Source organism: Salmonella sp. WC3, assembly GCF_042932255.1.
GTDB classification, from domain to species: Bacteria; Pseudomonadota; Gammaproteobacteria; order Enterobacterales; family Enterobacteriaceae; genus Salmonella; species Salmonella enterica.
Map to the genome: position 1 here is coordinate 1,011,710 of NZ_CP170629.1, position 26,483 is coordinate 1,038,192.

General features: G+C 52.7%; 22 protein-coding genes and 1 pseudogene. 12 read left to right on the forward strand and 11 right to left on the reverse strand.

Features of this window, described 5'->3' with window-relative positions; translation table 11 throughout:
* Window positions 1-7: 7 nt before the first annotated feature.
* Complete coding sequence (caiT, locus tag ACFK9X_RS04785) at window positions 8-1,525, reverse strand: L-carnitine/gamma-butyrobetaine antiporter (protein ID WP_151115721.1); 1,518 nt, start codon at window positions 1,523-1,525, stop codon at window positions 8-10.
* Window positions 1,526-2,005: 480 nt separating this feature from the next.
* On the opposite strand from caiT, the gene ACFK9X_RS04790 reads away from it, so the two are divergent.
* From ACFK9X_RS04790 to ACFK9X_RS04820, 7 genes are all read left to right on the forward strand, one after another.
* A complete protein-coding gene (locus tag ACFK9X_RS04790) occupies window positions 2,006-2,776 on the forward strand; it encodes an electron transfer flavoprotein FixA (protein WP_000692185.1) in 771 nt (256 codons plus the stop codon).
* Window positions 2,777-2,791: 15 nt separating this feature from the next.
* A complete protein-coding gene (locus tag ACFK9X_RS04795; protein ID WP_151115724.1) occupies window positions 2,792-3,733 on the forward strand; it encodes an electron transfer flavoprotein subunit alpha/FixB family protein in 942 nt (313 codons plus the stop codon).
* A 49-nt stretch (window positions 3,734-3,782) separates the two neighbouring features.
* Window positions 3,783-5,069 (forward strand): FAD-dependent oxidoreductase, encoded by a 1,287-nt coding sequence (locus ACFK9X_RS04800; RefSeq protein ID WP_151115726.1) that lies wholly within the window; start codon window positions 3,783-3,785, stop codon window positions 5,067-5,069.
* Window positions 5,066-5,353, forward strand: a complete 288-nt coding sequence (gene fixX, locus ACFK9X_RS04805; protein ID WP_151115729.1) for a ferredoxin-like protein FixX — start codon at window positions 5,066-5,068, stop codon at window positions 5,351-5,353. Before ACFK9X_RS04800 ends, fixX begins: the two co-directional genes overlap by 4 nt.
* 146 nt (window positions 5,354-5,499) lie before the next feature.
* Window positions 5,500-6,840, forward strand: a complete 1,341-nt coding sequence (locus tag ACFK9X_RS04810) for an MFS transporter (RefSeq protein ID WP_043985222.1) — start codon at window positions 5,500-5,502, stop codon at window positions 6,838-6,840.
* Window positions 6,841-6,928: 88 nt separating this feature from the next.
* Window positions 6,929-7,159, forward strand: coding sequence for a YgdI/YgdR family lipoprotein (locus ACFK9X_RS04815; RefSeq protein ID WP_001172089.1), 231 nt, complete (start codon window positions 6,929-6,931; stop codon window positions 7,157-7,159).
* Window positions 7,160-7,452: 293 nt separating this feature from the next.
* Complete coding sequence (locus ACFK9X_RS04820) at window positions 7,453-7,869, forward strand: hypothetical protein (RefSeq protein WP_000802643.1); 417 nt, start codon at window positions 7,453-7,455, stop codon at window positions 7,867-7,869.
* 223 nt (window positions 7,870-8,092) lie between these two features.
* On the opposite strand, the gene srfN is transcribed toward ACFK9X_RS04820, so the two are convergent.
* Window positions 8,093-8,383, reverse strand: coding sequence for a DUF1471 family virulence protein SrfN (gene srfN / locus ACFK9X_RS04825; protein ID WP_000745961.1), 291 nt, complete (start codon window positions 8,381-8,383; stop codon window positions 8,093-8,095).
* 896 nt (window positions 8,384-9,279) lie between these two features.
* Here srfN and ACFK9X_RS04830 point away from each other — a divergent pair.
* Complete coding sequence (locus ACFK9X_RS04830) at window positions 9,280-11,169, forward strand: sulfatase-like hydrolase/transferase (protein ID WP_151115731.1); 1,890 nt, start codon at window positions 9,280-9,282, stop codon at window positions 11,167-11,169.
* 351 nt (window positions 11,170-11,520) lie between these two features.
* Here ACFK9X_RS04830 and ACFK9X_RS04835 read toward each other — a convergent pair.
* Window positions 11,521-11,601: pseudogene (locus ACFK9X_RS04835) on the reverse strand (hypothetical protein); the annotation flags it as partial.
* Between the two features lie 123 nt (window positions 11,602-11,724).
* On the opposite strand from ACFK9X_RS04835, the gene kefF reads away from it, so the two are divergent.
* From kefF to folA, 3 genes are all read left to right on the forward strand, one after another.
* Window positions 11,725-12,255 carry a glutathione-regulated potassium-efflux system oxidoreductase KefF gene (kefF, locus tag ACFK9X_RS04840; protein WP_000600709.1) on the forward strand — a complete coding sequence of 177 codons (531 nt, stop codon included), beginning with the start codon at window positions 11,725-11,727 and terminating at the stop codon, window positions 12,253-12,255.
* Complete coding sequence (kefC, locus tag ACFK9X_RS04845) at window positions 12,248-14,110, forward strand: glutathione-regulated potassium-efflux system protein KefC (RefSeq protein ID WP_000377163.1); 1,863 nt, start codon at window positions 12,248-12,250, stop codon at window positions 14,108-14,110. The genes kefF and kefC overlap by 8 nt, the downstream gene beginning before the upstream one ends.
* Window positions 14,111-14,308: 198 nt before the next feature.
* Complete coding sequence (folA, locus tag ACFK9X_RS04850) at window positions 14,309-14,788, forward strand: type 3 dihydrofolate reductase (protein WP_000624379.1); 480 nt, start codon at window positions 14,309-14,311, stop codon at window positions 14,786-14,788.
* 158 nt (window positions 14,789-14,946) lie between these two features.
* Here the strand turns inward: folA and apaH are convergent, their stop codons facing one another.
* The 6 genes from apaH to lptD are packed head-to-tail and all read right to left on the reverse strand — an operon-like array spanning window position 14,947 to window position 21,693.
* Entirely contained in the window at window positions 14,947-15,795 is an 849-nt protein-coding gene (gene apaH, locus ACFK9X_RS04855) for a bis(5'-nucleosyl)-tetraphosphatase (symmetrical) ApaH (protein WP_000257211.1), read from the reverse strand.
* A gap of 10 nt (window positions 15,796-15,805) precedes the next feature.
* Window positions 15,806-16,183, reverse strand: a complete 378-nt coding sequence (gene apaG, locus ACFK9X_RS04860; RefSeq protein ID WP_000610894.1) for a Co2+/Mg2+ efflux protein ApaG — start codon at window positions 16,181-16,183, stop codon at window positions 15,806-15,808.
* A gap of 2 nt (window positions 16,184-16,185) precedes the next feature.
* Complete coding sequence (gene rsmA, locus ACFK9X_RS04865; RefSeq protein WP_151115735.1) at window positions 16,186-17,007, reverse strand: 16S rRNA (adenine(1518)-N(6)/adenine(1519)-N(6))-dimethyltransferase RsmA; 822 nt, start codon at window positions 17,005-17,007, stop codon at window positions 16,186-16,188.
* The gene (gene pdxA / locus ACFK9X_RS04870) at window positions 17,004-17,993 is read right to left on the reverse strand and encodes a 4-hydroxythreonine-4-phosphate dehydrogenase PdxA (RefSeq protein WP_023244099.1); all 990 of its coding nucleotides are present in this window, start codon (window positions 17,991-17,993) and stop codon (window positions 17,004-17,006) included. The genes rsmA and pdxA overlap by 4 nt, the downstream gene beginning before the upstream one ends.
* Window positions 17,993-19,279 (reverse strand): peptidylprolyl isomerase SurA, encoded by a 1,287-nt coding sequence (gene surA / locus ACFK9X_RS04875; RefSeq protein ID WP_000800482.1) that lies wholly within the window; start codon window positions 19,277-19,279, stop codon window positions 17,993-17,995. Before surA ends, pdxA begins: the two co-directional genes overlap by 1 nt.
* 53 nt (window positions 19,280-19,332) lie before the next feature.
* On the reverse strand, window positions 19,333-21,693 hold the full coding sequence (gene lptD, locus ACFK9X_RS04880; protein ID WP_151115737.1) for an LPS assembly protein LptD: 2,361 nt from the start codon (window positions 21,691-21,693) through the stop codon (window positions 19,333-19,335).
* A gap of 253 nt (window positions 21,694-21,946) precedes the next feature.
* Between lptD and djlA the strand changes: the two genes are divergently transcribed.
* Window positions 21,947-22,759 (forward strand): co-chaperone DjlA, encoded by an 813-nt coding sequence (djlA, locus tag ACFK9X_RS04885; RefSeq protein ID WP_001200595.1) that lies wholly within the window; start codon window positions 21,947-21,949, stop codon window positions 22,757-22,759.
* A gap of 94 nt (window positions 22,760-22,853) precedes the next feature.
* Here djlA and rluA read toward each other — a convergent pair whose 3' ends face one another.
* The gene (gene rluA, locus ACFK9X_RS04890) at window positions 22,854-23,513 is read right to left on the reverse strand and encodes a bifunctional tRNA pseudouridine(32) synthase/23S rRNA pseudouridine(746) synthase RluA (protein ID WP_000525198.1); all 660 of its coding nucleotides are present in this window, start codon (window positions 23,511-23,513) and stop codon (window positions 22,854-22,856) included.
* An 11-nt stretch (window positions 23,514-23,524) separates the two neighbouring features.
* Complete coding sequence (gene rapA, locus ACFK9X_RS04895; RefSeq protein WP_151115738.1) at window positions 23,525-26,431, reverse strand: RNA polymerase-associated protein RapA; 2,907 nt, start codon at window positions 26,429-26,431, stop codon at window positions 23,525-23,527.
* Window positions 26,432-26,483 lie beyond the last annotated feature (52 nt).

The window sequence follows — 26,483 nt, forward strand, 5'->3', positions numbered from 1 at the left end:
ATAAGAATTACTTGTCTTTCCAGTGCACTTTGGCGTCTTTAATAAAGGACAGCGTCACCATAATGTTGACGAAGAACAGCGGACATCCTCCGGCGATAATCGCGGTCTGAATCGGCTTCAACCCACCCAGCGCCAGCAGAACGATACCGATGATGCCGACCAGCACTGACCAGCCGATACGCACTAACAGAGGCGGCTCTTCACCATCGCGAACTTCACGACAGGTCGACATCGCCAGGGTGTAAGAGCAGGCGTTAATCAGCGTGACGGTGGCAATAAAGCAGAGGATAAAGAAACCCCACATGGTGGCGGTGCTGAGCGGCAAGGCGGCCCAGGTTTCGATAATGGCGCGCGCCACGCCGTGTTGCTCAATGAGTTGCGGAATGTTGAGGATGTTTTTATCCATCAGCAGCAGCGTGTTGCTGCCCAGCACTGTCCACAGGATCCAGGTAGACGCGGTCAGACCCATCACCATCCCGAAGCACAGTTCACGTACGGTACGACCACGGGAAATACGGGCCAGGAAGATACTCATCTGGATGGCGTATATAACCCACCACGCCCAGTAGAAAACGGTCCAGCCCTGTGGGAAGCCGCCTTTACCGATGGCGTCGGTATAGAACAGCATCCGTGGCAGATGCATTAACAGCATCCCGACGGAGTCGGTGAAGTAGTTCATGATGAAGCTGGCGCCGCTGACGATAAACACCCAGCCGAGCATCAGGAAGCTCAGGTAGCTACGCACATCGCTGGCGATTCTGACCCCTTTTTGCAGGCCGCAGGCCACGCAAATCGCGTTCAGAATGATCCAGCAGGTAATGATGATGGCGTCGAGTTGCAGCGTATGCGGAATACCGAACAGCCATTGCATACACTCGGTGACCAGCGGGGTAGCCAGACCGAGGCTGGTGCCCATCGCGAAGATCAGCGCCACCAGGTAGAAGTTATCGACGATGGTACCGAACAACCCTTTCGCATGCTTTTCACCGACGAGCGGTACCAGCGTGGAGCTGGGGCGGATGACATCCATCTTGCGTACAAAGAAGAAGTAGGCGAAGGCCACGGAAAGGAAGCCATAGGTTGCCCACGGCAGCGGCCCCCAGTGGAACAGGCTGTACGCCAGGCCTATCTCTTTCGCGCCCGTGGAATTTGGTTCCAGGCCGAACGGCGGGGTGGAGATATAGTAGTAGATCTCAATAGAGCCCCAGAACAGAACCGCAGCGGATGTACAGGAGGCGAACATCATGAAAATCCAGCTGGCGGTGCTAAACTCCGGTTTTTCGTCACCTAATCTCTTTTTGGCATAGGGGCCAAAAACCAGCCAGAACCAGCCGAAGAGCATAACGACCATATACCATTCAAATGCCCAACCCCAGACGTTGGTGACATAACTGAATACCGCATTAATAACGACGTTAGCGGCATCAAGATCTCTGACTGTTAGCCAGCAAAGTATCCCGACAATTATTAATGGCGGAAAAAAAACCTTCGGTTCAATTCCCGATTTTTTCTTTTCATTTTTCATAAGTGAATTCCAGTGTGAAAACGAAATTTATTTAGCGTGCCAGTCCATGAACGTTTGTTTATTTATTATTAATGATTTGTTGATAAGTTTTTAACCTCTGGGACGCCTCAATGAGTAACTCATGATGGGTATTCACTTCGGGTGATTCTGTTATCTTCGTCACACTTTTTTGCGTTGATTATTTTGTGTCTAAATTTTGATTTTTGTTTTATTTATCAATTATTTGATTGTGGTTTTTTAAGTTTTTTAAGTGTCTGGCGTTCAATATTGTTGAGCCAGCAAACAATATTGAAAATTTTCATATTTGGCATATTTCTTTCAATATTGGTGAGGTGCGTAACACTATTGAAAGTTACGAATATCAATGTGTGACATTTTCAATATTGGTGATTAAGGTTTTATTTCCGAATTAAAGAGCGTGATATCTGTATTTAACACCGCCGATATAAATACGTTTCCTTCATGATTTCTGGAGATGCAATGAAGATAATTACTTGCTACAAATGCGTACCTGATGAGCAGGATATTGCGATTAATAATGCTGACGGAACACTCGATTTCAGCAAAGCGGATAGCAAAATCAGCCAATATGATCTGAATGCAATTGAAGCTGCTTGCCAGTTAAAACAGCAGTTGGGAGACGCTCAGGTTGTCGCCATGAGCGTTGGCGGCAAAGCGCTGACTAATGCAAAAGGGCGCAAAGATGTCCTCTCTCGTGGCCCTGATGAACTGATTGTGGTCATTGACGATCAATTTGAGCAGGCGCTGCCGCAACACACCGCTACCGCGCTGGCCGCCGCGGCGCAAAAATCAGGTTTCGATCTGCTTATCTGCGGCGACGGTTCTTCCGATCTTTATGCTCAGCAGGTTGGTTTGCTGGTGGGCGAAGCGCTGAACATTCCGGCGATTAACGGCGTGAGTAAAATCCTCTCTCTTACCGACAGCACATTGACAGTAGAACGCGAACTGGAAGATGAAGTTGAAACGCTGAGCATCCCGCTCCCGGCGGTGATCGCGGTTTCCACCGACATTAACACCCCACAAATCCCTTCGATGAAAGCCATTCTTGGCGCGGCGAAAAAACCGGTTCAGGTCTGGTCGCCTGCGGATATCGGGCTGAACAGCGTACCCGCGTATTCCGCACAACAGGTTGCCGCACCGAAGCAGCGCGAGCGTCAGCGTGTGGTGATTGAAGGTGACGGTGAAGAACAAATCGCCGCGTTTGTCGAGAATCTGCGCAAAATCATTTAATTATCAGGGGATGTTATGAACAAATTTTCCAGTGTCTGGGTATTCAGCGATACCCCTTCTCGTCTGCCCGAACTGATGAGTGGCGCGCAGGCTGTAGGTGAAAAAGTTAACGCGTTCGTACTGAACGAAGCAGACAGCGCGACAGCATGTCATTTGGGCGCGGATCATGTCTGGCTGCTCAGCGGCAAACCAGAAGACCGCATGATCGAAGACTACGCTGCTGCGATGGCTGAGACTATTCGTCAGCATAGCGAGGGCGGCGCGGTGCTGCTGCCGAATACGCGTCGGGGCAAGCTGTTGGCGGCAAAACTGGGCTATCGCTTGTCGGCTGCGGTTTCCAATGACGCCAGCGAAGTCGCCCTGCAGGATGGAAAAGCGGCGGTTAAACATATGGTCTACGGCGGTCTGGCGATAGGGGCAGAGACCATCGCTTCGCCGTTTGCCGTGATCACGCTCAGCAGTGGAACGTTTGACGCCCAACAACCGGACACTTCTCGCAGCGGCGAGATGCACACCGTGCAGTGGCAGGCTCCGGCCATTGCCGTGACCCGCACCGCAACCCAGGCGCGTCAGAGCAACAGCGTTGACCTCGACAAAGCGCGTCTGGTGGTCAGCGTGGGACGCGGCATCGGCAGCAAAGAGAATATCTCGCTGGCCGAAGCGCTGTGCCAGACGATTGGCGCCGAGCTGGCCTGTTCTCGCCCGGTGGCGGAAAACGAGAAGTGGATGGAGCACGAGCGCTACGTCGGTATCTCCAACCTGATGCTCAAACCTGAACTGTATCTGGCAGTGGGGATCTCCGGGCAGATCCAACACATGGTCGGCGCCAACGGCGCGCAGACGATTTTCGCCATCAACAAAGATAAAAACGCGCCAATCTTCCAGTATGCGGATTTTGGCATCGTTGGCGATGCGCTGAAGATCCTGCCTGCGCTGACGGCTGCCTTAGCGCGATAAACCATTTCGGGCAGGATACGAAGGTATCCTGCCGCTGACAGGAGTACGTATGTCCGAAGATATCTTTGATGCCATCATCGTGGGTGCAGGTCTGGCCGGTTCGGTTGCGGCGCTGGTGCTTGCTCGCGAAGGTGCACAGGTGCTGGTTATCGAGCGTGGCAATTCTGCTGGCGCGAAGAATGTCACCGGTGGGCGTCTGTATGCGCATAGCCTGGAACGCATCATTCCCGGCTTTGCGGATCAGGCCCCCATTGAACGCATGATCACCCACGAAAAACTCGCCTTTATGACCGACAAAGGGGCGATGACGATGGATTATTGCAACGACGAGGACGCCGCATCATCGCAAGTTTCTTATTCCGTTTTGCGCAGTAAATTTGACGCCTGGCTGATGGAGCAGGCCGAAGAGGCGGGGGCGCAACTGATCACCGGTATTCGCGTCGATAACGTCGTTCAGCGTGATGGCAAAGTCGTGGGCGTGGAAGCCGATGGCGATATTCTGGAAGCCAAAGTCGTGATCCTCGCTGATGGGGTAAATTCTCTGCTGGCTGAAAAGCTGGGCATGGCCAAGCGTGTTGAGGCATCGCATGTTGCTGTCGGCGTGAAGGAACTGATCGAATTGCCGAAGTCGGTCATTGAAGATCGTTTCCAGTTACAGGACAACGAAGGTGCCGCCTGTCTGTTTGCCGGAGCGCCGACCGATGGTCTGATGGGCGGTGGCTTCCTGTATACGAATGAAACAACCCTTTCCCTGGGGCTGGTCTGCGGTCTTCATCATCTGAAAGACGCGAAAAAATCGGTCCCGCAAATGCTGGAAGATTTCAAACAGCATCCGGCAGTTGCGCCGCTGATCGCCGGTGGCAAGCTGGTGGAATATGCCGCGCACGTTGTACCCGAGGCGGGAATGAATATGCAGCCTGAACTGGTGGGCGATGGCGTACTGATTGCCGGGGATGCTGCCGGCATGTGTATGAACCTCGGCTTTACCATCCGGGGTATGGATCTCGCCATATCCGCAGGCGAAGCGGCGACGAAGACGGTGCTTTCGGCGATGAAGCGCGACGATTTTAGCAAGCAGTCGCTGGGTGAATACCGTCAGCATCTGGACGAAGGTCCGATGCGCGATATGCGCATGTATCAGAAACTACCGGCTTTTCTTGATAATCCCCGCATGTTTACCGCCTATCCCGAAATGGCGGTCAATATCGCGCGCGACCTGTTCACCGTGGATGGCTCCGCTCCGGTGCCGATGCGTAAAAAAATCCTGCGCCATGCGAAGAAAGTGGGCTTCATCAACCTGATGAAAGATGGCCTGAAAGGAGTGACCGTATTATGACATCTCCCGTCAATGTGGACGTCAAACTGGGCGTCAATAAGTTCAATGTGGATGACGACAGCCCGCACATCATTCTCAAAACCGATCCTGATAAACAGGCGCTGGAGGTGCTGATTAAGGCCTGTCCGGCGGGACTGTATAAAAAGCAGGACGACGGCAGTGTTCGTTTTGATTACGCCGGGTGCCTGGAGTGCGGAACGTGCCGGATCCTCGGCCTTGATACGGCGCTGGAAAAATGGGAATACCCGCGCGGGACGTTTGGCGTGGAGTTCCGCTACGGCTAATAAGTACGAAGTTGTGCCCCCGTTGGCCGGATAAGATGCGGTAGCGTCGCCATCCGGCAATCATGTGGCGCCAATGCCGGATGGCGGCGGAAACGCCTTATCCGGCCTACAGATGCGCTTTGCCCGTGTTGACACAGGACATCACCATGCAGCAGCCCAGGAACTTTGATGACATTAAATTCTCCTCCATTCATCGCAGAATTATGCTGTGGGGAAGCGGCGGCCCGTTCCTTGATGGCTATGTGCTGGTGATCATTGGCGTGGCGCTGGAACAACTGACGCCGCTATTGCACCTTGATGCTGAATGGATTGGCGCGCTCGGCGCGGCTACGCTTGCCGGACTGTTTATCGGCACCTCGTTGTTTGGCTATATTTGCGATAAAGTCGGGCGGCGTAAAATGTTCCTGCTTGATATTATCGCTATCGGCGTTATCTCCGTGGCGACCATGTTTGTTTCCACGCCGCTTGAATTACTGGTGATGCGCGTTTTAATTGGCATTGTTATCGGCGCGGATTACCCTATCGCCACTTCCATGATTACGGAGTTTTCCAACACCCGCCAGCGCGCGTTCTCCATCGGTTTTATCGCCGCGATGTGGTACGTCGGCGCGACCTGCGCCAACCTGGTGGGCTACTGGCTGTATGACATGGAAGGCGGCTGGCGTTGGATGCTTGGCAGCGCCTTTATCCCGTGCTTAATCATTTTGATTGGCCGCTTTGACCTGCCGGAATCGCCACGCTGGCTATTGCGAAAAGGACGGGTAAAAGAGTGTGAACAAATGATGATCAAACTGTTCGGCGAACCGGTCTGCTTTGACGATGAGCCGCCGCAGGAGACCCGCTTCCTGCAGTTGTTTAACCGCCGTCATTTTCCGTTTGTACTGTTCGTTGCGGCTATCTGGACCTGTCAGGTAATCCCGATGTTCGCTATATATACTTTTGGGCCGCAGATCGTCGGGTTACTCGGCTGGGAACAGGGGCGCAACGCGGCGCTCGGCAATGTGGTGATTAGCCTCTTTTTTATGTTGGGCTGTATACCGGCGATGTTCTGGCTAAACAGTATTGGCCGTCGCCCTCTGCTTATTGGCAGCTTCGCCATGATGACTATCGCGCTGGCGCTGCTGGGACTGGTGTCAAATCTGGGCATCATACTGGTCGTGGTGGCGTTTGCGGTATACGCCTTCTTTTCCGGCGGACCGGGCATACTGCAATGGCTTTATCCTAATGAACTCTTCCCTACGGATATTCGCGCTTCGGCCGTGGGGGTCATCATGTCATTAAGCCGTATCGGAACCATTGTCTCCACCTGGGCATTACCGATTTTTATTACTCGTTACGGTATTAATAACGTCATGCTGATTGGCGCGTTGATTTCGTTAGTCGGGCTTGGCGTATCGGTGATGTTTGCCCCGGAAACTCGCGGCTTGACGCTAACACAGACCGGAAACATGACTTTGCGCGGAACGCCATCGGATAACCCTCGTTAAGAGTGTTCTGCATTTCTCCCTGCTTTTCGCCAATAACGCTACAGTTAACAGTCACATGCTAAAACAACTGAAAAGCAGGGAGAACACCATGCAAAAACGTCTTATGACCGCACTGTTTACCGCAGCAACACTATTCACCGTCGCAGGATGCTCTTCTAACCAGGCGGTTGAAACCACGGATGGCAAAACTATTGTCACCGACGGGAAACCCGAGGTCGATAACGATACCGGTATGGTGTCTTACAAAAACGCCGCCACCGGGAAAACCGAACAGATTAACCGCGATCAGCTGAAAAATATGAGCGAGCTGGATAATTAATTCAATCTTTTCTGGTTAGCCGCGCAATAATATTTTCTCTTTATGCGCATCCATTTATTCCCATGCGAATAAACGGATGCCTGAACAGGCAGGGACGCCGGAAAACGTCGAAATACGTTAGACCATTCGCCCGTGTTCCCGCTTTCCCCACCGCGCTGTCCGCTTACATGAGGTTACACTCATCGACATTTCTCTGAACAGCGGCTCAACATTTCCCGGAAAAAAACATATCGCAGGGCATTTATCCTTATGATTAGGTATAAATGATGAGGTATAAGGAACAGGAGTCTGTAATGAAACCAATACCTTTTTATTTGCTCGCGCTATTTTCTGCCGCCTCCGGGGCTACGGAGATAAACGTCTGCAAAGACCTGATCGGAACATGGAAAACCACGGCAGATAACCCGCCTTATACCATGACAATATCGCCGCCAGTAGAAAGCTGCGGGGAAAAATGTGTGAAACTGAACGTGCAGTATGAACTTGACGTGACTCACCGCAACGCGCTTTATTGCCATGAAGGACAAGAGGGGGTAAAAGGGCAGGGACCCATGGTGATAGCATTTGAAGGGGCGTATGGTGGACACGCTATTGGAACCTATAACCGACAGCTGCAATTACTTTGGGCTGGCGTAATACCGAAAAATAAAAAGGGGAAATGGATAACGAAAATGGAAAATTACTGGTTCAGGCAGGTAAAAGCGCATTAAACATCATCTTAAAACAGCCCGCAAAACCGTCTTATTCACGAAGGGCTTACTGCCTGCGCGCATACATTCTACCGACTTGCCTGCCCCGGATGAACTGTTGATAAAAAAGAGGGCCAGCATCTGTTTCCAGACGGCCCTGAGTGGATTGTGACGTAACATGGCACCTTGCTGGCGCTCTCTTATTATTTCATGCCTGTGCCCTCGTTATGGCGCAATCAGAGCTTTATTTCGTCGCATCGTTATAAACTTCGGCAACGGCTTCAAAATTCGGACCATGCTCACGTGCAGCGATAATATGATAATATTTTCCGCCTTTCGCATCGGCTAATTCTGACAGTTTTTCGCGTAGATCAGAGGGTGAGGAAATCTGCCCGCCACTCTGGGACACATTTATGGTGCCGACCTTAACCAGTTTGAAGTGGCTGATTTCTTGCTTAGAGACCTGCTCTGCCGCAAGCGTGCTGAATGAAGCTACCGTTGCCAGTAATGCGGCGGCAATAATGCGTTTTTTCATGGTTCTGTTCCTGTTGCATTGATGATAAGGTTTGCGCAATATCAGTAATCCGTAACGAAATTATTTATACCCTTCATACTTCAGGTTGCTTATGGGTTGGCTACGGATTACTCGGCCCACCTATGGGCCTCGCCCTGACGGGCCGTCGCACGCGACGTTCAAATCTGCTCCCGGCAGATTTGTCGCTCACCTCAGTCACATAATTATCTATGCTCCTGGGGACTCACTCCCTTGCCGCCTTTAAGCAACTCGAATTATTTTGGGTAATAACCTCGGTTGATTATCTGAAAATAGCCTTATTTGGTGTGACCGTCTTATATCTTGTTATAGTCACCTATTTATGTTGTTGTTAATGTAAAATAATGCGCTGCCAGTTAAAAAGAAACTTAACCCTCTGTAAATAATAATTTTTATATTATTTCTTGTAATGACGTAATTTTTATTGAATCACACGGCAATACGCTAGTTTTATTCATAAGCAACATAACAGAATTGAGTTATGTTTTAATTTCACAGAGTGATATTACCGGTTGTATGTCTATGGTTACGCGGCCTGTTACTGATAGTGTTTCTTTCGGGGGGATTTTATTGTAGCGGCATAGGGTAATCACCGTAGCTGAAGGGAAAAGGCGCGAACACAGAGCTATAGAGTATGTTTAATAATGTATTTTTTTATGAAGTAATGTCTGCAGTTGTATCTCTAAAATAAAAAAATGAACTTTTCATCTAAATGATTTTTCAGTGAATTATGGTTATTTATTAATATATTTCTAATTTGAAATACAAATCAATTTATAACACATATTCTTACCCGGAAGGCATTGATACATATCCACGCTTCCTCGTACAGTAATAAATGAATATGTGATAAAGTTACTGACTACAGGTATAATAATATGAGTAATAAAAAAAATCTGTCCGCAGAAGAGACGGATCTTACGCGTAGGAAACTGTTAACCAGTGCCGGTATTCTTGCCGCAGGCGGTATGTTATCCGGCGCGGTAAAGGCTGATGAAAAATGCGCCGTCAAGGCGAAACCGGCGTGGGATAAACCGTTTACTGGCGAAATCCCGGAAAAATTGCCAGAAGGATATAATATTCTGTTAGTCGTGACCGACCAGGAGCGTTTTTTTCCTACGTTTCCTTTCCCGGTACCCGGCAGAGAGCGGCTCATGAAAACGGGGGTGACATTCTGTAATCATCAGAATACCAGTAATGTCTGTACGCCTTCCCGCTCCGTATTGTATACCGGCTTACATATGCCCCAGACAAAGATGTTTGATAATTTGGGATTACCCTGGATGCCTTATGACCTTGACCCCGCTCTTGGAACCACAGGTCATATGATGCGGGAACTGGGATACTATACGGCCTATAAAGGTAAGTGGCATCTTACAGAAAAACTGGAGAAGCCTTTGCCTGACGAAAAAGATGAGGATATTGATGTCGGGGATATTCCTGAACCAGAATTACATAAAATTATGGAAAAATATGGTTTTGCTGACTATCACGGCATCGGAGATATTATAGGCCATAGTAAAGGCGGCTATTTTTATGATTCAACCACCACGGCTCAGACTATAAATTGGTTAAGATGCAAGGGGCAGCCATTGAATGACCAACACAAGCCCTGGTTCCTGGCCGTTAACCTCGTTAATCCTCATGACGTCATGTTTATTGATACCGATAAAGATGGAGAAAAGGTACAGTGGCGTGGCGAGTTGGAGCAGGATGATAATACCCTGGCGCCCACGCAGCCGCCGGAAAACGAGCTTTATCAGGCAAGCTGGCCGAACTATCCGCTGCCGGCAAACAGGCATCAATCATTCAATGAGCAGGGAAGACCGCCGGCGCATCTTGAATACCAGACGGCGCGCGCTGCGCTGGAAGGGCAGTTTCCTGATGAAGATCGTCGTTGGCGTAAACTGCTTGACTACTATTTCAACTGTATCCGCGATTGTGATACTCACCTTGACCGGATATTAAATGAACTTGATGCCCTCAAGTTAACTGATAAAACGATTGTTGTATTTACTGCCGATCATGGCGAATTAGGCGGAAGCCATCAGATGCACGGTAAAGGCGCTTCCGTTTATAAAGAACAGATCCATGTACCGATGATTATTTCCCACCCGGCGTACCCCGGTAATAAGAAATGTCAGGCGTTGACCTGTCATCTTGATATCGCGCCGACATTAGTTGGGCTGACCGGTTTGCCGGAAGAAAAACAGCACCAGGCGTTAGGCAACCGCAAAGGCGTTAATTTTAGCGGATTGCTAAAAAATCCGGAGGGCGTTGCGGTTAATGCGGTGAGAAATGCCAGCTTATATTGCTATGGCATGATCTTGTATACCGATGCCCATTATCTCCACCGCGTTATCGCGCTACAAAGAGATAAACAAAAAACGGTGGCGCAAATCAAGCAGGAAATATCCCATTTGCATCCTGATTTTAGCCATCGTTCAGGGACGCGGATGATTAACGATGGCCGTTATAAGTTTGCGCGTTATTTCTCGCTAAGGGAGCATAATACGTCGGAAACCTGGGAGGATCTTATTAAGTACAACGATCTTGAACTTTACGATCTTAAAAATGATCCCGATGAGAACCATAACCTTGCTGCTGATAAACAGAAATATCAGGATCTCATTCTTACGATGAATGAAAAACTGAATAAAATTATCAAGGACGAAATTGGCGTGGATGACGGCAGTTTTATGCCGGATGCGGCCCATGAGCCGTGGGATCTTACTATTGAGCAATTTAACCGCATGGCGAAAGATTAAGTGCCTGACCCATTAGGCTATTTTATTCGCCATTTTGGGTCCGGGCAGTGCTCAAAATCCTCACGTACTACGTGTACGCTCCGGTCTCTGCGCGCTGGTCGGCCCCAAACTGGCTTCAACAATTACGCCTACTGGGCCAGGCTCTAAGTGTCTGACCCATTAGGTTAATTTATGCGTCGGCGATCTGGCATCCAGCGTGTCTGGAGGTTCAGATGCTGTTGGCGCTGCGCTTATTGGGCCTGTGTCATCATGTAATGGATTGATATTACAGTCATTACAGGCAAATTTAGCGCAGCGCCGCCCGACAAGAAGGCCTTAAACCGATTGGTCAGCGATTTAAGACTGCTATCATCACCGACCTTTCCACACCGGATCGCGCTTTTCCGCAAACGCCTGCGGCCCTTCGAGAGCGTCTTCTGGGGGCAGGATGGCGTCAACTCCTGGCTGGCGTTAATTCAATTTTTTCTGATTAGCCGCTCAATAATATTCACTATCAGCCTGGCGAATTTGTCACTACACTTTGTAATAAAAAACAGATCATCACAGGCTATAATCATGATCCTCATTATTTATGCGCATCCGTATCCGCATCATTCTCATGCGAATAAGCGGATGCTTGAACAGGCAGGGACGCTGGAAAACGTCGAAATACGTTCGCTTTATCACCTCTATCCCGATTTCAATATTGACGTTGCCGCCGAGCAGGAGGCGCTGTCGCGCGCGAGTCTTATCGTCTGGCAGCATCCGATGCAGTGGTACAGCGTCCCTCCTTTACTCAAATTATGGATGGATAAAGTCCTCACCCACGGCTGGGCTTACGGTCATGGCGGTACGGCATTGCATGGTAAACATCTGCTGTGGGCGGTAACGACCGGCGGTGGTGAAAACCACTTTGCTATCGGCTCCCATCCCGGATTTGACGTCCTTTCTCAGCCGCTACAGGCGACGGCGCTCTATTGTGGCCTCAAATGGCTGTCGCCGTTTGCCATGCACTGCACGTTCATTTGCGATGACGACACCTTACAGGCGCAGGCGCGTCAGTATAAACAGCGTTTACTGGCATGGCAGGAGGTGAATCATGGATAGCCATACTCTACTGCAGGCGCTGATCTATCTTGGTTCGGCGGCGCTGATTGTGCCGATTGCGGTACGTTTGGGCTTAGGATCGGTGCTGGGGTATCTGATTGCGGGTTGCATTATCGGTCCCTGGGGGCTACGGCTGGTGACGGACGCCGAATCTATTCTGCATTTTGCGGAAATCGGCGTCGTGCTGATGTTGTTTGTTATTGGGCTTGAGCTGGACCCGCAACGGTTATGGAAGCTGCGCGCCTCGGTATTTGGCGGCGGCGCGTTACAGATGGTGGTCTGCGGCGGACTGATTGGTCTGTTCTGCATGTTTCTTGGCCTGCGTTGGCAGGTGGCGGAACTGATTGGCATGACGCTGGCGCTTTCGTCCACGGCTATCGCCATGCAGGCAATGAATGAGCGTAACCTGACCGTTTCACAGGTAGGGCGTAGCGCATTTGCAGTGCTCTTGTTCCAGGATATCGCGGCGATCCCGCTGGTGGCGATGATCCCGCTGCTGGCCGCCAGCGGCGCATCCACCACGCTTGGCGCGTTTGCGCTATCGGCGTTGAAAGTCGCAGGCGCGTTGGCGCTGGTGGTGCTGCTGGGACGCTACGTTACGCGCCCGGCGCTGCGCTTTGTCGCGCGTTCTGGTTTGCGGGAAGTGTTCAGCGCCGTGGCGCTATTTCTGGTGTTTGGTTTCGGCCTGTTGCTGGAAGAGGTTGGGCTGTCAATGGCGATGGGCGCGTTTCTGGCGGGCGTTCTGCTGGCGAGTTCGGAATATCGTCATGCGCTGGAAAGCGATATTGAACCCTTTAAGGGGTTGCTGCTGGGGCTGTTCTTTATTGGCGTCGGCATGTCGATTGATTTCGGCACGCTGGTGGAGAATCCGCTGCGCATTCTGCTGTTGTTGGCCGGTTTTCTGGCAATCAAAATCGTCATGCTGTGGCTGGTCGCGAGGCCGCTGGGCGTACCGGCAAAACAGCGTCGCTGGTTTGCCGTCTTATTAGGCCAGGGAAGTGAGTTTGCGTTTGTGGTTTTTGGCGCGGCGCAAATGGCGGATGTACTTGAGCCGGAATGGGCAAAAGCGCTGACGCTGGCGGTCGCGCTGTCGATGGCGGCAACGCCGATTTTTCTGGTGCTGCTGACGCGCATGGAGAAGACCGCGACGGGGGAAGCGCGCGAGGCGGATGAAATCGACGAAGAGCAGCCGCGGGTTATTGTGGCCGGGTTTGGACGATTTGGGCAGATAGCCGGGCGTTTGCTGCTGTCGAGCGGGGTGAAGATGGTGGTGCTCGATCACGACCCCGATCATATCGAAACGCTGCGTAAATTCGGCATGAAGGTTTTTTATGGCGATGCGACGCGTATGGATTTACTGGAATCTGCCGGAGCGGCGAAGGCGGAGGTATTGATTAACGCCATTGACGATCCGCAAACCAATTTGCAACTGAGTGAACTGGTGAAGTCGCATTTCCCGCATCTGCAGATTATCGCCCGCGCCCGTGATGTCGATCATTACATTCGCCTGCGCCAGGCTGGTGTGGCGATGCCAGAACGTGAAACCTTCGAAGGCGCGCTCAAAAGCGGGCGACAGGCGCTGGAAGCGCTGGGGCTGGGGCGTTATGAAGCCCGCGAGCGCGCGGATCTGTTCCGTCATTTTAATACCCGGATGGTGGAAGAGATGGCGAAAGGGGAAAACGATCCGTTATCTCGCGCCGCCGCCTATAAACGTACCAGCGCGATGTTGAGCGAAATTATTACCGAGGACCGGGAGCATCTGTCGTTGATTCAGCGCCACGGCTGGCAGGGAACGGCTGAGGGCAAACATTCCGGGGAGGCCGCTGATGAACCCGAGGTCAAACCGTCAATCTAAAGTAAAAAATGTGATGTTCTGCAAACTTTACTGCTAATTGGCTGTTTTTGAACTACTGTAATGCTGGCGCTCCACATCAAATGAGTGGCGTCGCCAGCAGAACGAAAAATTTTCGTGCTCATCCTCTTTTCGTCAGTCGACGAAAGATTGCGCTTTACGTATAGTGGCGGCAATTTTTTTTGTATCAGGAAATAATTAATGATCAGTCTGATTGCGGCGTTAGCGGTGGATCGCGTCATCGGTATGGAAAACGCCATGCCGTGGAACCTGCCTGCCGATCTCGCCTGGTTTAAACGTAACACGTTAAATAAACCTGTCGTCATGGGACGTCACACCTGGGAGTCCATCGGACGCCCTTTACCGGGACGTAAAAATATTGTTATCAGCAGCCAGCCAGGCACCGACGATCGCGTGCAGTGGGTGAAGTCTGTCGATGAGGCGATTGCCGCTTGCGGCGATGCGCCGGAAATTATGGTCATTGGCGGCGGGCGCGTGTACGAGCAGTTCCTGCCAAAAGCGCAGAAGCTTTATCTGACGCATATTGATGCGGAAGTCGAAGGCGATACCCATTTTCCGGATTATGAACCGGATGACTGGGAATCGGTATTCAGTGAGTTTCACGATGCCGACGCGCAGAATTCTCACAGCTATTGTTTCGAGATTCTGGAACGTCGTTAACACTGTAGTGCCGGATGGCGGCGAAACGCCTTATCCGGCCTACTCTTGAGCCAGATGTAGCCGGATGTAGGCCTGATAAGCGTAGCGCCATCAGGCATAAACCAATCCTTGAGCCAGATGTAGGCCTGATAAGCGTAGTGCCATCAGGCATAAACTTATCAGGCGTTGACCGCTTCGCCTTCGCCCATATCCATCTGGCGGTTTGACGGCTGCACAAAATACTGTTTATCTTCCCAGCGTAAACAGGTCAACTCCCCGCCCCAGCAGCAGCCGGTATCCAGCGCGTAAATACCTTCCGGCGTCCCTTTCCCTTCCAGCGACGCCCAGTGCCCGAACGCAATACTGTAAGCCTCGCTCACCGGCCCCGGAATGGCGAACCACGGCTTCAGCGGCGCAGGGGCATTTTCCGGCGACGCTTTGCTGTACATATCCAGTTGACCGTTAGGAAAGCAGTAACGCATACGGGTAAAGGCATTAGTAATAAAGCGTAGCCGCGCCAGACCGCTTAACTCCGGCGACCAGTTATTCGGCATATCGCCATACATCGCGTCGAGGAAAAACGGGTACGAGTCACTCGACAGCACCGCTTCAACATCGCGGGCGCACTCTTTTGCCGTCTGCAAATCCCACTGCGGGGTAATACCCGCATGCGCCATGACCAGCTTTTTCTCTTCATCTACCTGCAACAGCGGCTGACGGCGTAACCAATTCAACAGCTCATCGGCGTCCGGCGCTTCAAGAAGCGGGGTCAGCCGGTCTTTAGGTTTGTTGCGGCTAATCCCGGCGAATACGGCCAACAGGTGTAAATCGTGATTCCCCAGCACCAAACGCACGCTATTGCCAAGCGATTTGACGTAGCGTAACACGTCCAGCGAACCGGGACCGCGGGCGACCAAATCGCCAGTCAGCCACAGAGTGTCTGTATCTGGCGTAAATTCCACTTGCTGTAATAAGGCGATCAGTTCGTCGTAGCAACCGTGAACGTCGCCGATGAGATAAGTTGCCATTGTTATAATTTTAGTGAATGAGTGTAGGGACGGCGAGTCGAAACACGGGGATGTCGATGGTAAAGGCGTCGCCATTTTCATCGATCATTTCGTAATGACCCTGCATGGTGCCCAGCGGCGTTTCAATTACCGCGCCGCTGGTGTACTGGTACTCTTCGCCAGGCGCAATGCGCGGCTGGACGCCAACCACACCTTCGCCCTGGACTTCGGTTTCACGGCCATGACCATTGGTAATCAGCCAGTAGCGGCCCAATAGCTGCACTGGCGCCCGGCCCAGATTGCGGATGGTTACGGTATAGGCAAAAACGTAACGTTCATCGTCAGGTGAGGATTGCGCCTCAATGTAGACGCTTTGCACCTGAATACACACTCTGGGCGAATTGATCATGTTTAACTCTCCTTCAAAGGCGCGTTTTCCGACAGATAGTTGGCCATCTGGCAGTACTGCGCGACAGAGATATTTTCCGCGCGCATTGCCGGGTCAATACCCATTTCCGTCAACGTCTCAACGCTAAAAAGGTTGCCGAGACTATTACGGATCGTTTTACGGCGCTGGTTAAAGGCCTCGGTGGTAATACGGCTCAACACGCGAATATCTTTAACCGGGTAAGGCATTGTTGCGTGTGGAACCAGACGCACCACGGCGGAGTCCACTTTGGGCGGCGGCGTGAAGGCGGATGGCGGCACTTCAAGCACCGGGATCACCTGACAGTAATATTGCGCCATCACGCTTAAACGACCATACGCTTTGCTGTTCGGCCCTGCAACCAGACGATTTACCACTTCTTTTTGCAACATAAAGTGCATGTCGGCAATGGCATCAGTATAGCTAAAGAGATGGAACATCAGCGGGGTGGAGATATTATAGGGCAGATTGCCGAACACACGCAGCGGTTGGCCCAACTGCGCAGACAGTTCGCCAAAGTTCATGGTCATGGCGTCCTGCTGATAAATAGTCAGCTTCGGCCCTAAAAACGGATGGGTTTGCAAATGCGCCGCCAGATCGCGGTCAAGTTCAATGACCGTGAGCTTATCCAGTCGTTCGCCGACCGGCTCCGTCAGCGCCGCCAGACCGGGGCCGATTTCAACCATCGCCTGGCCTTTTTGCGGATTAATAGCAGAAACAATACTGTCGATCACAAACCGATCGTTGAGAAAGTTTTGCCCGAAGCGTTTACGGGCTAAATGGCCCTGATGGACTCGATTATTCATTGGGTATTAACAATCATTTTGATGGCGAGATTAAGCGCCGTAATAAAACTGCCGACATCCGCTTTTCCACGACCTGCCAGTTCAAGCGCGGTGCCGTGGTCAACGGAGGTTCGAATAAAAGGTAGGCCGAGCGTAATATTCACTCCCCGACCAAATCCCTGGTATTTTAGCACGGGCAGGCCCTGATCGTGGTACATTGCCAGCACCGCGTCGGCATTATCGAGATATTTGGGCTGAAACAGCGTATCAGCAGGTAGCGGCCCGTTGAGTTTCATCCCCTGCGCCCGCAGCTCGTCGAGCACCGGAATGATGGTGTCTATCTCTTCCGTGCCCATATGACCGCCTTCGCCCGCGTGCGGATTCAGGCCACAGACAAGAATGCGCGGTTCGGCAATACCAAATTTGGTCCGCAAATCGTGATGCAAAATAGCAATCACTTCGTGCAAAAGCGCAGGGGTGATGGCGTCTGCAATCGCCCGTAGCGGCAGATGCGTGGTCGCCAGCGCCACGCGAAGTTCTTCGGTTGCCAGCATCATCACGACTTTTTTCGCCTGCGAACGCTCTTCGAAAAACTCGGTATGACCGGTAAACGAAATGCCTGCGTCGTTAATAACGCCTTTGTGCACGGGGCCTGTGATCAGCGCGGCAAATTCACCGTTCAGACAGCCATCACACGCTCGCGCCAGCGTCTCGACCACATAGGGGCCATTTTCTACCGTCAACTGACCGGGGATGGCAGGCGCGCGCAGCGAGACCGGCAATAGAGTCAACGTTCCCGCGGGCTGCGGCGCAGCGGGGACATCAGGCGAGTAAGGGAGAAGCGAGAGGGGCAGGCCGAGCATGGCGGCCCGCTCCGTCAGGAGCGCGCCGTCCGCACAGACGACCAGTTCAATCGGCCACGCGCGTTGCGCCAGTTGGACAACAAGATCGGGGCCAATCCCGGCGGGTTCGCCGGGAGTGATAACAACGCGTTGCGCACTGCTCATTAGTTACTCAAAATCTTAACGTAAGCGCTGGCGCGCTGTTCTTGCATCCAGGTCGCCGCTTCTTCTGAGAATTTACGGTTCATCAGCATACGATAAGCGCGATCTTTCTGCGCCGCATCGGTTTTGTCTACCTTACGCGTATCCAGCAATTCGATCAGATGCCAGCCGAAAGAGGAGTGTACCGGCGCGCTTATTTGGCCTTTATGCAGCTTCGTTAGCGCGTCGCGGAACGCCGGGTCGAAAATATCTGGCGTAGCCCAACCCAAATCACCGCCCTGGTTAGCGGAGCCCGGGTCCTGAGAGTACTCTTTCGCCGCAGCGGCAAAGGTGGTTTTACCACTCTTAATGTCAGCCGCGATTTCTTCCAGCTTCAGGCGCGCCTGCTGATCGTTCATGATCGGCGACGGCTTAAGCAGAATGTGACGAGCGTGAACTTCGGTCACGGAGATACTCTGGCTCTGACCGCGCAGGTCATTTACTTTCAGAATGTGGAAGCCGACGCCGGAGCGAATCGGGCCGACAATGTCGCCTTTCTTCGCGGTGCTCAGCGCCTGGGCGAAAATCCCCGGCAGCTCCTGGATACGGCCCCAGCCCATCTGACCGCCTTTTAACGCCTGCTGGTCGGCAGAGTAGGTAATCGCCAGTTTGCCGAAATCTGCGCCGTTACGCGCTTCTTCAACAATGCTTTCCGCCTGGCGCTGTGCGTCGTTAACCTGCTCGGAGGTTGGGTTTTCCGGCAGAGCAATCAGGATATGGCTCAGGTTCAGCTCAGTGCTGGCGTCGTTTTGGGTGCCAATCTGTTTTGCCAGCGCGTCAACTTCTTGCGGCAAAACGGTGATACGGCGACGAACCTCGTTGTTGCGCACTTCAGAGATAATCATCTCTTTACGAATCTGGTTACGGTAGGTTGAATAGTTCAGCCCATCGTAAGCCAGACGGCTGCGCATCTGATCCATCGTCATATTGTTTTGTTTGGCGATGTTGGCGATGGCCTGATCCAACTGCTCATCCGTGATCTTCACCCCCATCTTCTGACCCATCTGCAGGATAATTTGATCCATAATCAAACGTTCCAGGATCTGGTGACGCAGCGTGGCGTCGTCCGGAAGCTGCTGACCTGCCTGACCCGCGTTGAGTTTGACTGATTGCATTAAGCCATCAACGTCGCTTTCCAGCACGACGCCATTATTGACGACGGCTGCGACTTTATCGACTACCTGGGGGGCAGCGAAACTGGTATTCGCGATCATGGCGATACCGAGAAGCAGCGTTTTCCAGTTCTTCATACTTTTTCCATTTCAATTAACCGCAATGCGGATTACGTTGTAAATCAATCAGATTACATAGAGCTTTGGTACGGCAGAATGTTCGAACGCAACATTTCTTGCGTGCCGAGGCCGTAGTTAGAGCTCAAACCGCGCAGCTCAATGTTGAAGCCAATCGCGTTATCATAAATCGCGTGTTGTTTATCGTTATCCCAACCGTTCAGCTTACGTTCGTATCCGACGCGGATCGCATAGCAGCAAGAGTTGTACTGCAAGCCGAGCATCTGGTCTGCAGGTTTGCTCGAATTGGTATCGAAGTAGTACGCGCCGACAATCGACCAGCGATCGGCAATCGGCCAACTTGCCACCGCGCCCACCTGGTTGATGCCGTTTTTATACTGCTCTGCCGTGGAATAATACGAAGGCAACGTAGCCTGAATATATTCCGGGCTGGCATAGCGGTAGTTCAACTGTACCAGACGATCCTGATCCTGACGGTATTCGAGGCTGCTGCTGCTGGTAGCGACGCTATCCAGACGGGTATCGTACTGCACTCCGCTACGCAGCCCCCAGCGTTCTGAAATACGCCAGTAAGTGTCGCCTGCCCAAACCAGCGAACCGGTTTTGTCGTCATTCTCCCATTTAATGTTGTCATCGCCGGTGCGAGACTCCGTGAAATAGTAGATTTGACCAACAGAAACGTTAAAACGTTCAACGGCGGCATCATCATAAATGCGTGTTGTGACGCCGGTCGTGACCTGGTTGGCGGAAGCAATACGGTCGAGACCGCCATAAGTGCGGTCGCGGAACAGGCCGTTATAGTCGGATTGCAGCAAAGAAGAATCGTAGTTATAGATGCCGCTCTGGTCGCGGTACGGCACATACAGGTACTGCACGCGTGGTTCCAGCGCCTGGGTATACCCCGGCGCCAGCATCGCCATATCGCGTTCGAAGATGAGCTTACCGTCGACTTTAAACTGCGGCATGACGCGGTTAACCGAATCTTCCAGCTTATTTTTATTGTTTGGATCGCTGTTATAGCTGTCCAGATTCGTTTGCTGATAGTGCGTCGCCATCAGCTTCGCTTCGGTGTTCAGGCTGCCCCAGCGGTTGGAGAGCGGCAAATTGATGGTTGGCTCCAGGTGGACGCGGGTTGCTTCCGGCATATTGTCTTTGGTGTTAACAAAGTGCACCGCCTGGCCGTAAATCCGGGTATCAAACGGGCCGAGATCGTTATGGTAGTAGTTAACGTCTAACTGCGGCTCCGCTGAATAGCTGCTGGTGTTTTGATCGTTAAAGACCTGGAATTGTTTGGTCGACACCGTAGCGTCAAAGTTTTGTACGGCGTAGCCGACGCTGAATTTCTGCGTTGCGTAGCCGTCGGTACTGGAACCGTACTTACTGTCGAAATCGTTAAAGTAGCTGGAGTCGCTGACTTTGGTGTAATCGACGTTAAAACGCCACACCTGATCCATCACGCCTGAGTGCTGCCAGTAGAATAACCAGCGGTGCTTATCGCCCTCTTTGGGGTGATCGTCCTCGTAGACTTTATCAGAAGGCAGATAATCTAATTCCATCACTCCCTCGCCTGCCTGCGTGAGATAACGGAATTCGTTCTCCCACATAATATTGCCGCGGCGGTGCATATAGTGCGGGGTGATGGTGGCGTCCATATTGGGCGCGATGTTCCAGTAATACGGTAAGTAGAACTCGAAATAGTTCTTGGTCGTGTATTTCGCGTTCGGGATCAGGAAACCTGAGCGACGCTTGTCACCGACGGGTAGCTGTAAATAGGGGCTATAAAAGATCGGAACCGGACCTACTTTAAACCGGGCGTTCCAGATCTCCGCAACCTGTTCTTCGCGGTCATGGATGACTTCACTCCCCACCACGCTCCAGGTATCGGAGCCAGGCAGACAGGAGGTAAAGCTGCCGTTTTCCAGAATGGTATAGCGGTTTTCGCCGCGCTGCTTCATGAGATCGGCTTTACCGCGCCCCTGACGGCCCACCATCTGGTAATCGCCTTCCCAGACGTTCGTGTCTTTGGTGTTCAGGTTCGCCCAGCCCTTCGGCCCTTTAAGGATGACCTGATTGTCATCATAATGCACATTACCCAGCGCATCGACGGTGCGTACAGGTTCCGGCTGACCTTCCGCCTGCTTCTGATGAAGCTGCACTTCATCCGCTTGCAGGCGGCTATTCCCCTGCATAATGTCCACGTTGCCGGTAAAAACGGCATCGTCCGGGTAGTTACCTTTAGCGTTATCGGCATTGATAGTAACCGGCAGATCGTTGGTATCGCCTTTTACCAGAGGACGATCGTAGCTCGGCACGCCCAACATACACTGTGAGGCGAGATCGGCTGCCAGCCCCTGATGACTATAAAGGGCGCTGGCGATCATGGTGGCCAGAAGAGTGGGAATACGTTTTTTCATACGTTGTATTTATTGTTCCATCATCGGTAGCGTTGCGCGTGACAAACGGTCACAGCCTAACTTACTCATCTTCGCTGCGCCAGTGTTAATCCTGCCGTTTAGCGTCTGTGGTGTTAGGCACGGCATTGAATGACAGGTATGATAATGCAAATTATAGGCGATGTCCCACAATTGACCGTAGCCTTCATTCGCAGAAAAGCACCTTATTTTGTGGGAGATAGCCTCACCGATAGCGTAACGTTTTGGGGAGTCTATGCAGTACTGGGGAAAGATAATTGGCGTCGCCGTAGCCCTGATGATGGGCGGCGGCTTTTGGGGCGTGGTCCTGGGTCTGCTGGTGGGCCATATGTTCGACAAAGCCCGCAGCCGAAAAATGGCGTGGTTTGCCAACCAGCGGGAACGGCAGGCGCTGTTTTTTGCCACCACCTTTGAGGTGATGGGCCACTTAACCAAATCAAAAGGACGGGTGACGGAAGCGGATATTCATATCGCCAGTCAGTTGATGGATCGTATGAATTTACACGGCGATTCACGTACTGCCGCGCAGAACGCCTTTCGGGTCGGAAAAGCGGATAATTACCCATTACGTGAAAAGATGCGGCAGTTTCGTAGCGTCTGCTTCGGGCGTTTTGATCTGATCCGGATGTTTCTGGAAATTCAGATCCAGGCGGCGTTTGCCGATGGCTCTCTGCATCCTAATGAGCGGGAAGTGCTGTACGTGATTGCGGAAGAGTTAGGTATTTCCCGCGTACAGTTCGATCAGTTTCTGCGCATGATGCAGGGCGGCGCGCAGTTTGGCGGCGGTTATCATCAACAGTCCGGCGGCGGCTGGCAGCAGGCGCAGCGCGGCCCGACGCTGGAAGATGCCTGTAATGTGCTGGGGGTTAAAACCACCGATGATGCAACCACCATTAAACGCGCTTATCGCAAACTGATGAGCGAGCATCATCCGGACAAACTGGTCGCGAAAGGTTTACCGCCGGAAATGATGGAAATGGCGAAGCAAAAAGCGCAGGAAATTCAGAAAGCGTATGAGCTAATCAAAGAACAGAAAGGCTTCAAGTGATTGAATTGCCGGATGCGGCTAGCGCCTTATCCGGCCTACGTTAATGAATGTAGGCCGGGCAAGCGAAGCGCCCCGGCATAAATTGGCTCTGAATTTAAAAATCTGCCGGGACTTTAAACGTCATGCTGGTGCCGTAAGCGGGATGGGTAATGGTCAGCATTTCGGCGTGTAACTGCAAACGCGGCGCCAGCGACAACGCTTCCGGCGAGGCGTAAAACCGATCGCCTAAAATCGGGTGGCCTAACGCCAGCATATGCACACGAAGCTGATGCGAACGCCCGGTGATCGGCTTGAGCACCACGCGGGCGGTATTATCCGCCGCAAACTCCACCACGTTATATTCCGTTTGCGCCGGTTTGCCGGTTTCATAACACACTTTCTGCTTTGGCCGGTTCGGCCAGTCGCAGATGAGCGGTAAGTCAACCAGCCCTTCCGCCGGGGAGGGATGACCCCATACGCGCGCTACATACTGCTTTTTCGGCTCACGTTCGCGGAACTGGCGTTTTAGCTCCCGCTCCGCGGCTTTGGTCAGCGCCACTACAATCACGCCGCTGGTGGCCATATCCAGACGATGCACCGATTCTGCCTGCGGGTAGTCGCGCTGGATACGCGTCATAATGCTGTCTTTGTGCGCTTCCAGACGCCCCGGCACGGACAACAGGCCGCTGGGCTTATTGACCACCATAATGTGCTCATCCTGATACAGGATAACCAGCCAGGGTTCCTGCGGCGGATTGTAGTTTTCCATCCCCATGTACGGCTCCGTTATTGGTGCGTGACGACGATAAGACGCAGCGCGTCCAGACGCCAGCCTGCCTGATTCAGGCTTTCCAGCACCTGCTGACGGTTGCTGTCGATAGCGGCAAGTTCGTCGTCGCGAATGTTCGGGTTGACGGCGCGCAGCGCTTCCAGACGCGACAGTTCCCCGGACAGTTTTTCATCCGCCTCGCGACGCGCGTTATCAATCAGCGCTCTGGCGGACTTTTCAATCTGCGTCTCGCCCAGTTGCAAAATGGCGTGGACGTCCTGTTGCACGGCGTTAACCAGTTTGCTGCCGGTGTGGCGATTCACGGCGCTGAGCTGACGGTTGAAGGTTTCAAACTCGACCTGGGCGGCCAGATTGTTGCCGTTTTTATCTAACAGCATACGTACCGGCGTCGGCGGCAGGAAGCGGTTCAGTTGTAGCTGTTTCGGCGCCTGCGCTTCCACGACGTAAACCAGTTCGACCAGCAGCGTGCCGACGGGCAGCGCTTTATTTTTCAACAGCGAAATGGTGCTGCTGCCGGTGTCGCCGGAGAGGATCAGATCCAGTCCGTTACGGATGAGCGGATGTTCCCAGGTAATAAACTGCGCATCTTCGCGAGACAGGGCTACGTCACGTTCAAACGTGATAGTACAGCCGTCTTCCGGCAGGCCGGGGAAATCCGGCACCAACATGTGGTCGGACAGCGTCAGCACGATCAGGTTGTCGCCGCGATCGTCCTGGTTAATGCCGACGATATCGAACAGGTTCATGGCGAACGCGATCAGGTTGGTGTCGTCGTCCTGTTCTTCAATGCTTTGTGCAAGCTGTTGGGCTTTTTCACCACCGTTGGAGTGGATCTCCAGCAGGCGGTCGCGGCCCTGTTCTAACTGGGCTTTTAGCGCTTCATGTTGCTCGCGGCAGGATTTGATCAGATCGTCAAACCCGTCGGTTTCTTCAGGCGCGGCCAGATAGTTAATCAGACTGGCGTAGGCTGAATCATAAATCGCGCGACCGGTCGGGCAGGTGTGCTCAAAGGCGTCCAGCCCTTCGTGATACCAGCGAACCAGCACCGACTGGGCGGTTTTTTCCAGGTACGGGACGTGGATCTGGATATCATGCGCCTGGCCGATACGATCCAGACGACCAATACGCTGTTCCAGCAGATCCGGGTTAAACGGCAAGTCGAACATCACCAGATTGCTGGCAAACTGGAAGTTACGTCCTTCGGAGCCGATTTCGGAACATAACAGCACCTGCGCGCCGGTATCTTCTTCGGCGAACCAGGCGGCGGCGCGGTCGCGTTCGATAATCGACATGCCCTCATGGAACACGGCGGCGCGGATGCCTTCGCGTTCGCGCAGCACCTGTTCCAGCTGTAACGCGGTGGTTGCCTTGGCGCAGATCACCAGCACTTTTTGCGAACGATGGCTGGTCAGATAGCCCATCAGCCACTCAACGCGTGGGTCGAAGTTCCACCAGGTGCCGGTATCGCCTTCGAACTCCTGATAAATTTGTTCCGGATAGAGCATATCGCGGGCGCGATCTTCCGCGCTTTTACGCGCGCCCATAATGCCGGAGACCTTAATGGCGGTCTGATACTGGGTCGGCAGCGGCAGTTTTACCGTATGCAGTTCACGTTTCGGGAACCCCTTGACGCCGTTACGGGTGTTGCGGAACAGAACGCGGCTGGTGCCGTGGCGATCCATCAGCATCGACACCAGCTCATCACGGGCGGCCTGCGCGTCGTCGCGATCGCTATTAGCGGCCTGCAACAGCGGTTCAATATCCTGTTCGCCGATCAGATCACCCAGCCTGTTCAGTTCGTCGTTGCTGAGTTTATTGCCCGCCAGCAGCATGGCCACCGCATCAGCGACAGGGCGGTAGTTTTTCTGTTCTTCGACAAACTGTTCGAAATCGTGGAAACGGTTCGGATCGAGCAGGCGCAGACGGGCGAAATGGCTTTCCATCCCCAGCTGTTCTGGCGTGGCGGTCAGCAGCAGCACGCCCGGTACGCGTTCAGCTAATTGTTCGATGGCCATATATTCACGGCTCGGCGCATCGGTGCTCCACACCAGATGATGCGCTTCGTCGACCACCAGCAAATCCCACTCGGCGTCGCACAAATGTTCCAGACGCTGCTTATTACGGCGGGCGAAATCCAGCGAGCAGATCACCAGTTGTTCGGTTTCAAACGGGTTATACGCGTCGTGCTGCGCTTCGGTATAGCGTTCGTCATCGAACAGCGCGAAGCGCAGGTTGAAACGGCGCAGCATTTCTACCAGCCACTGGTGTTGCAGGGTTTCCGGAACAATGATCAATACGCGTTCCGCCGCGCCGGATAATAACTGTTGATGCAGAATCATCCCGGCTTCAATGGTTTTACCTAAGCCCACTTCATCCGCCAGCAGTACGCGCGGCGCGTGGCGACGACCCACATCATGAGCGATATTAAGCTGATGCGGGATCAGGTTGGTCCGCTGGCCGCGCAGGCCGCTGTATGGCATCCGGTACTGCTCGCTCTGAAATTTACGGGCGCGATAGCGCAGCGCGAACCGATCCATTCGATCGATTTGACCGGCGAACAGACGATCCTGGGGCTTACTGAAAACCAACTTGCTGTCGAGCAGAACCTCGCGCAACGTCACATTGGTCTCTTCGGTATCCAGGCGGGTGCCGACATAAACAAGCAGGCCATTTTCTTCTTTTACTTCATCGATATGTAGCTGCCAGCCTTCATGGCTTGTAATCGTATCGCCAGGGTTGAACATGACGCGGGTCACGGGAGAATCACTGCGCGCATACAGGCGGTTTTCCCCCGTGGACGGGAAAAGTAAGGTGACGGTTCGCGCATCCATCGCAACAACGGTTCCAAGTCCCAGCTCGCTTTCTGTATCGCTGATCCAGCGTTGACCAAGTGTAAAAGGCATATGTGTTCGGCTCTATATCTTTAATTGCAGGCATTACTCGCCATTCCCAGGC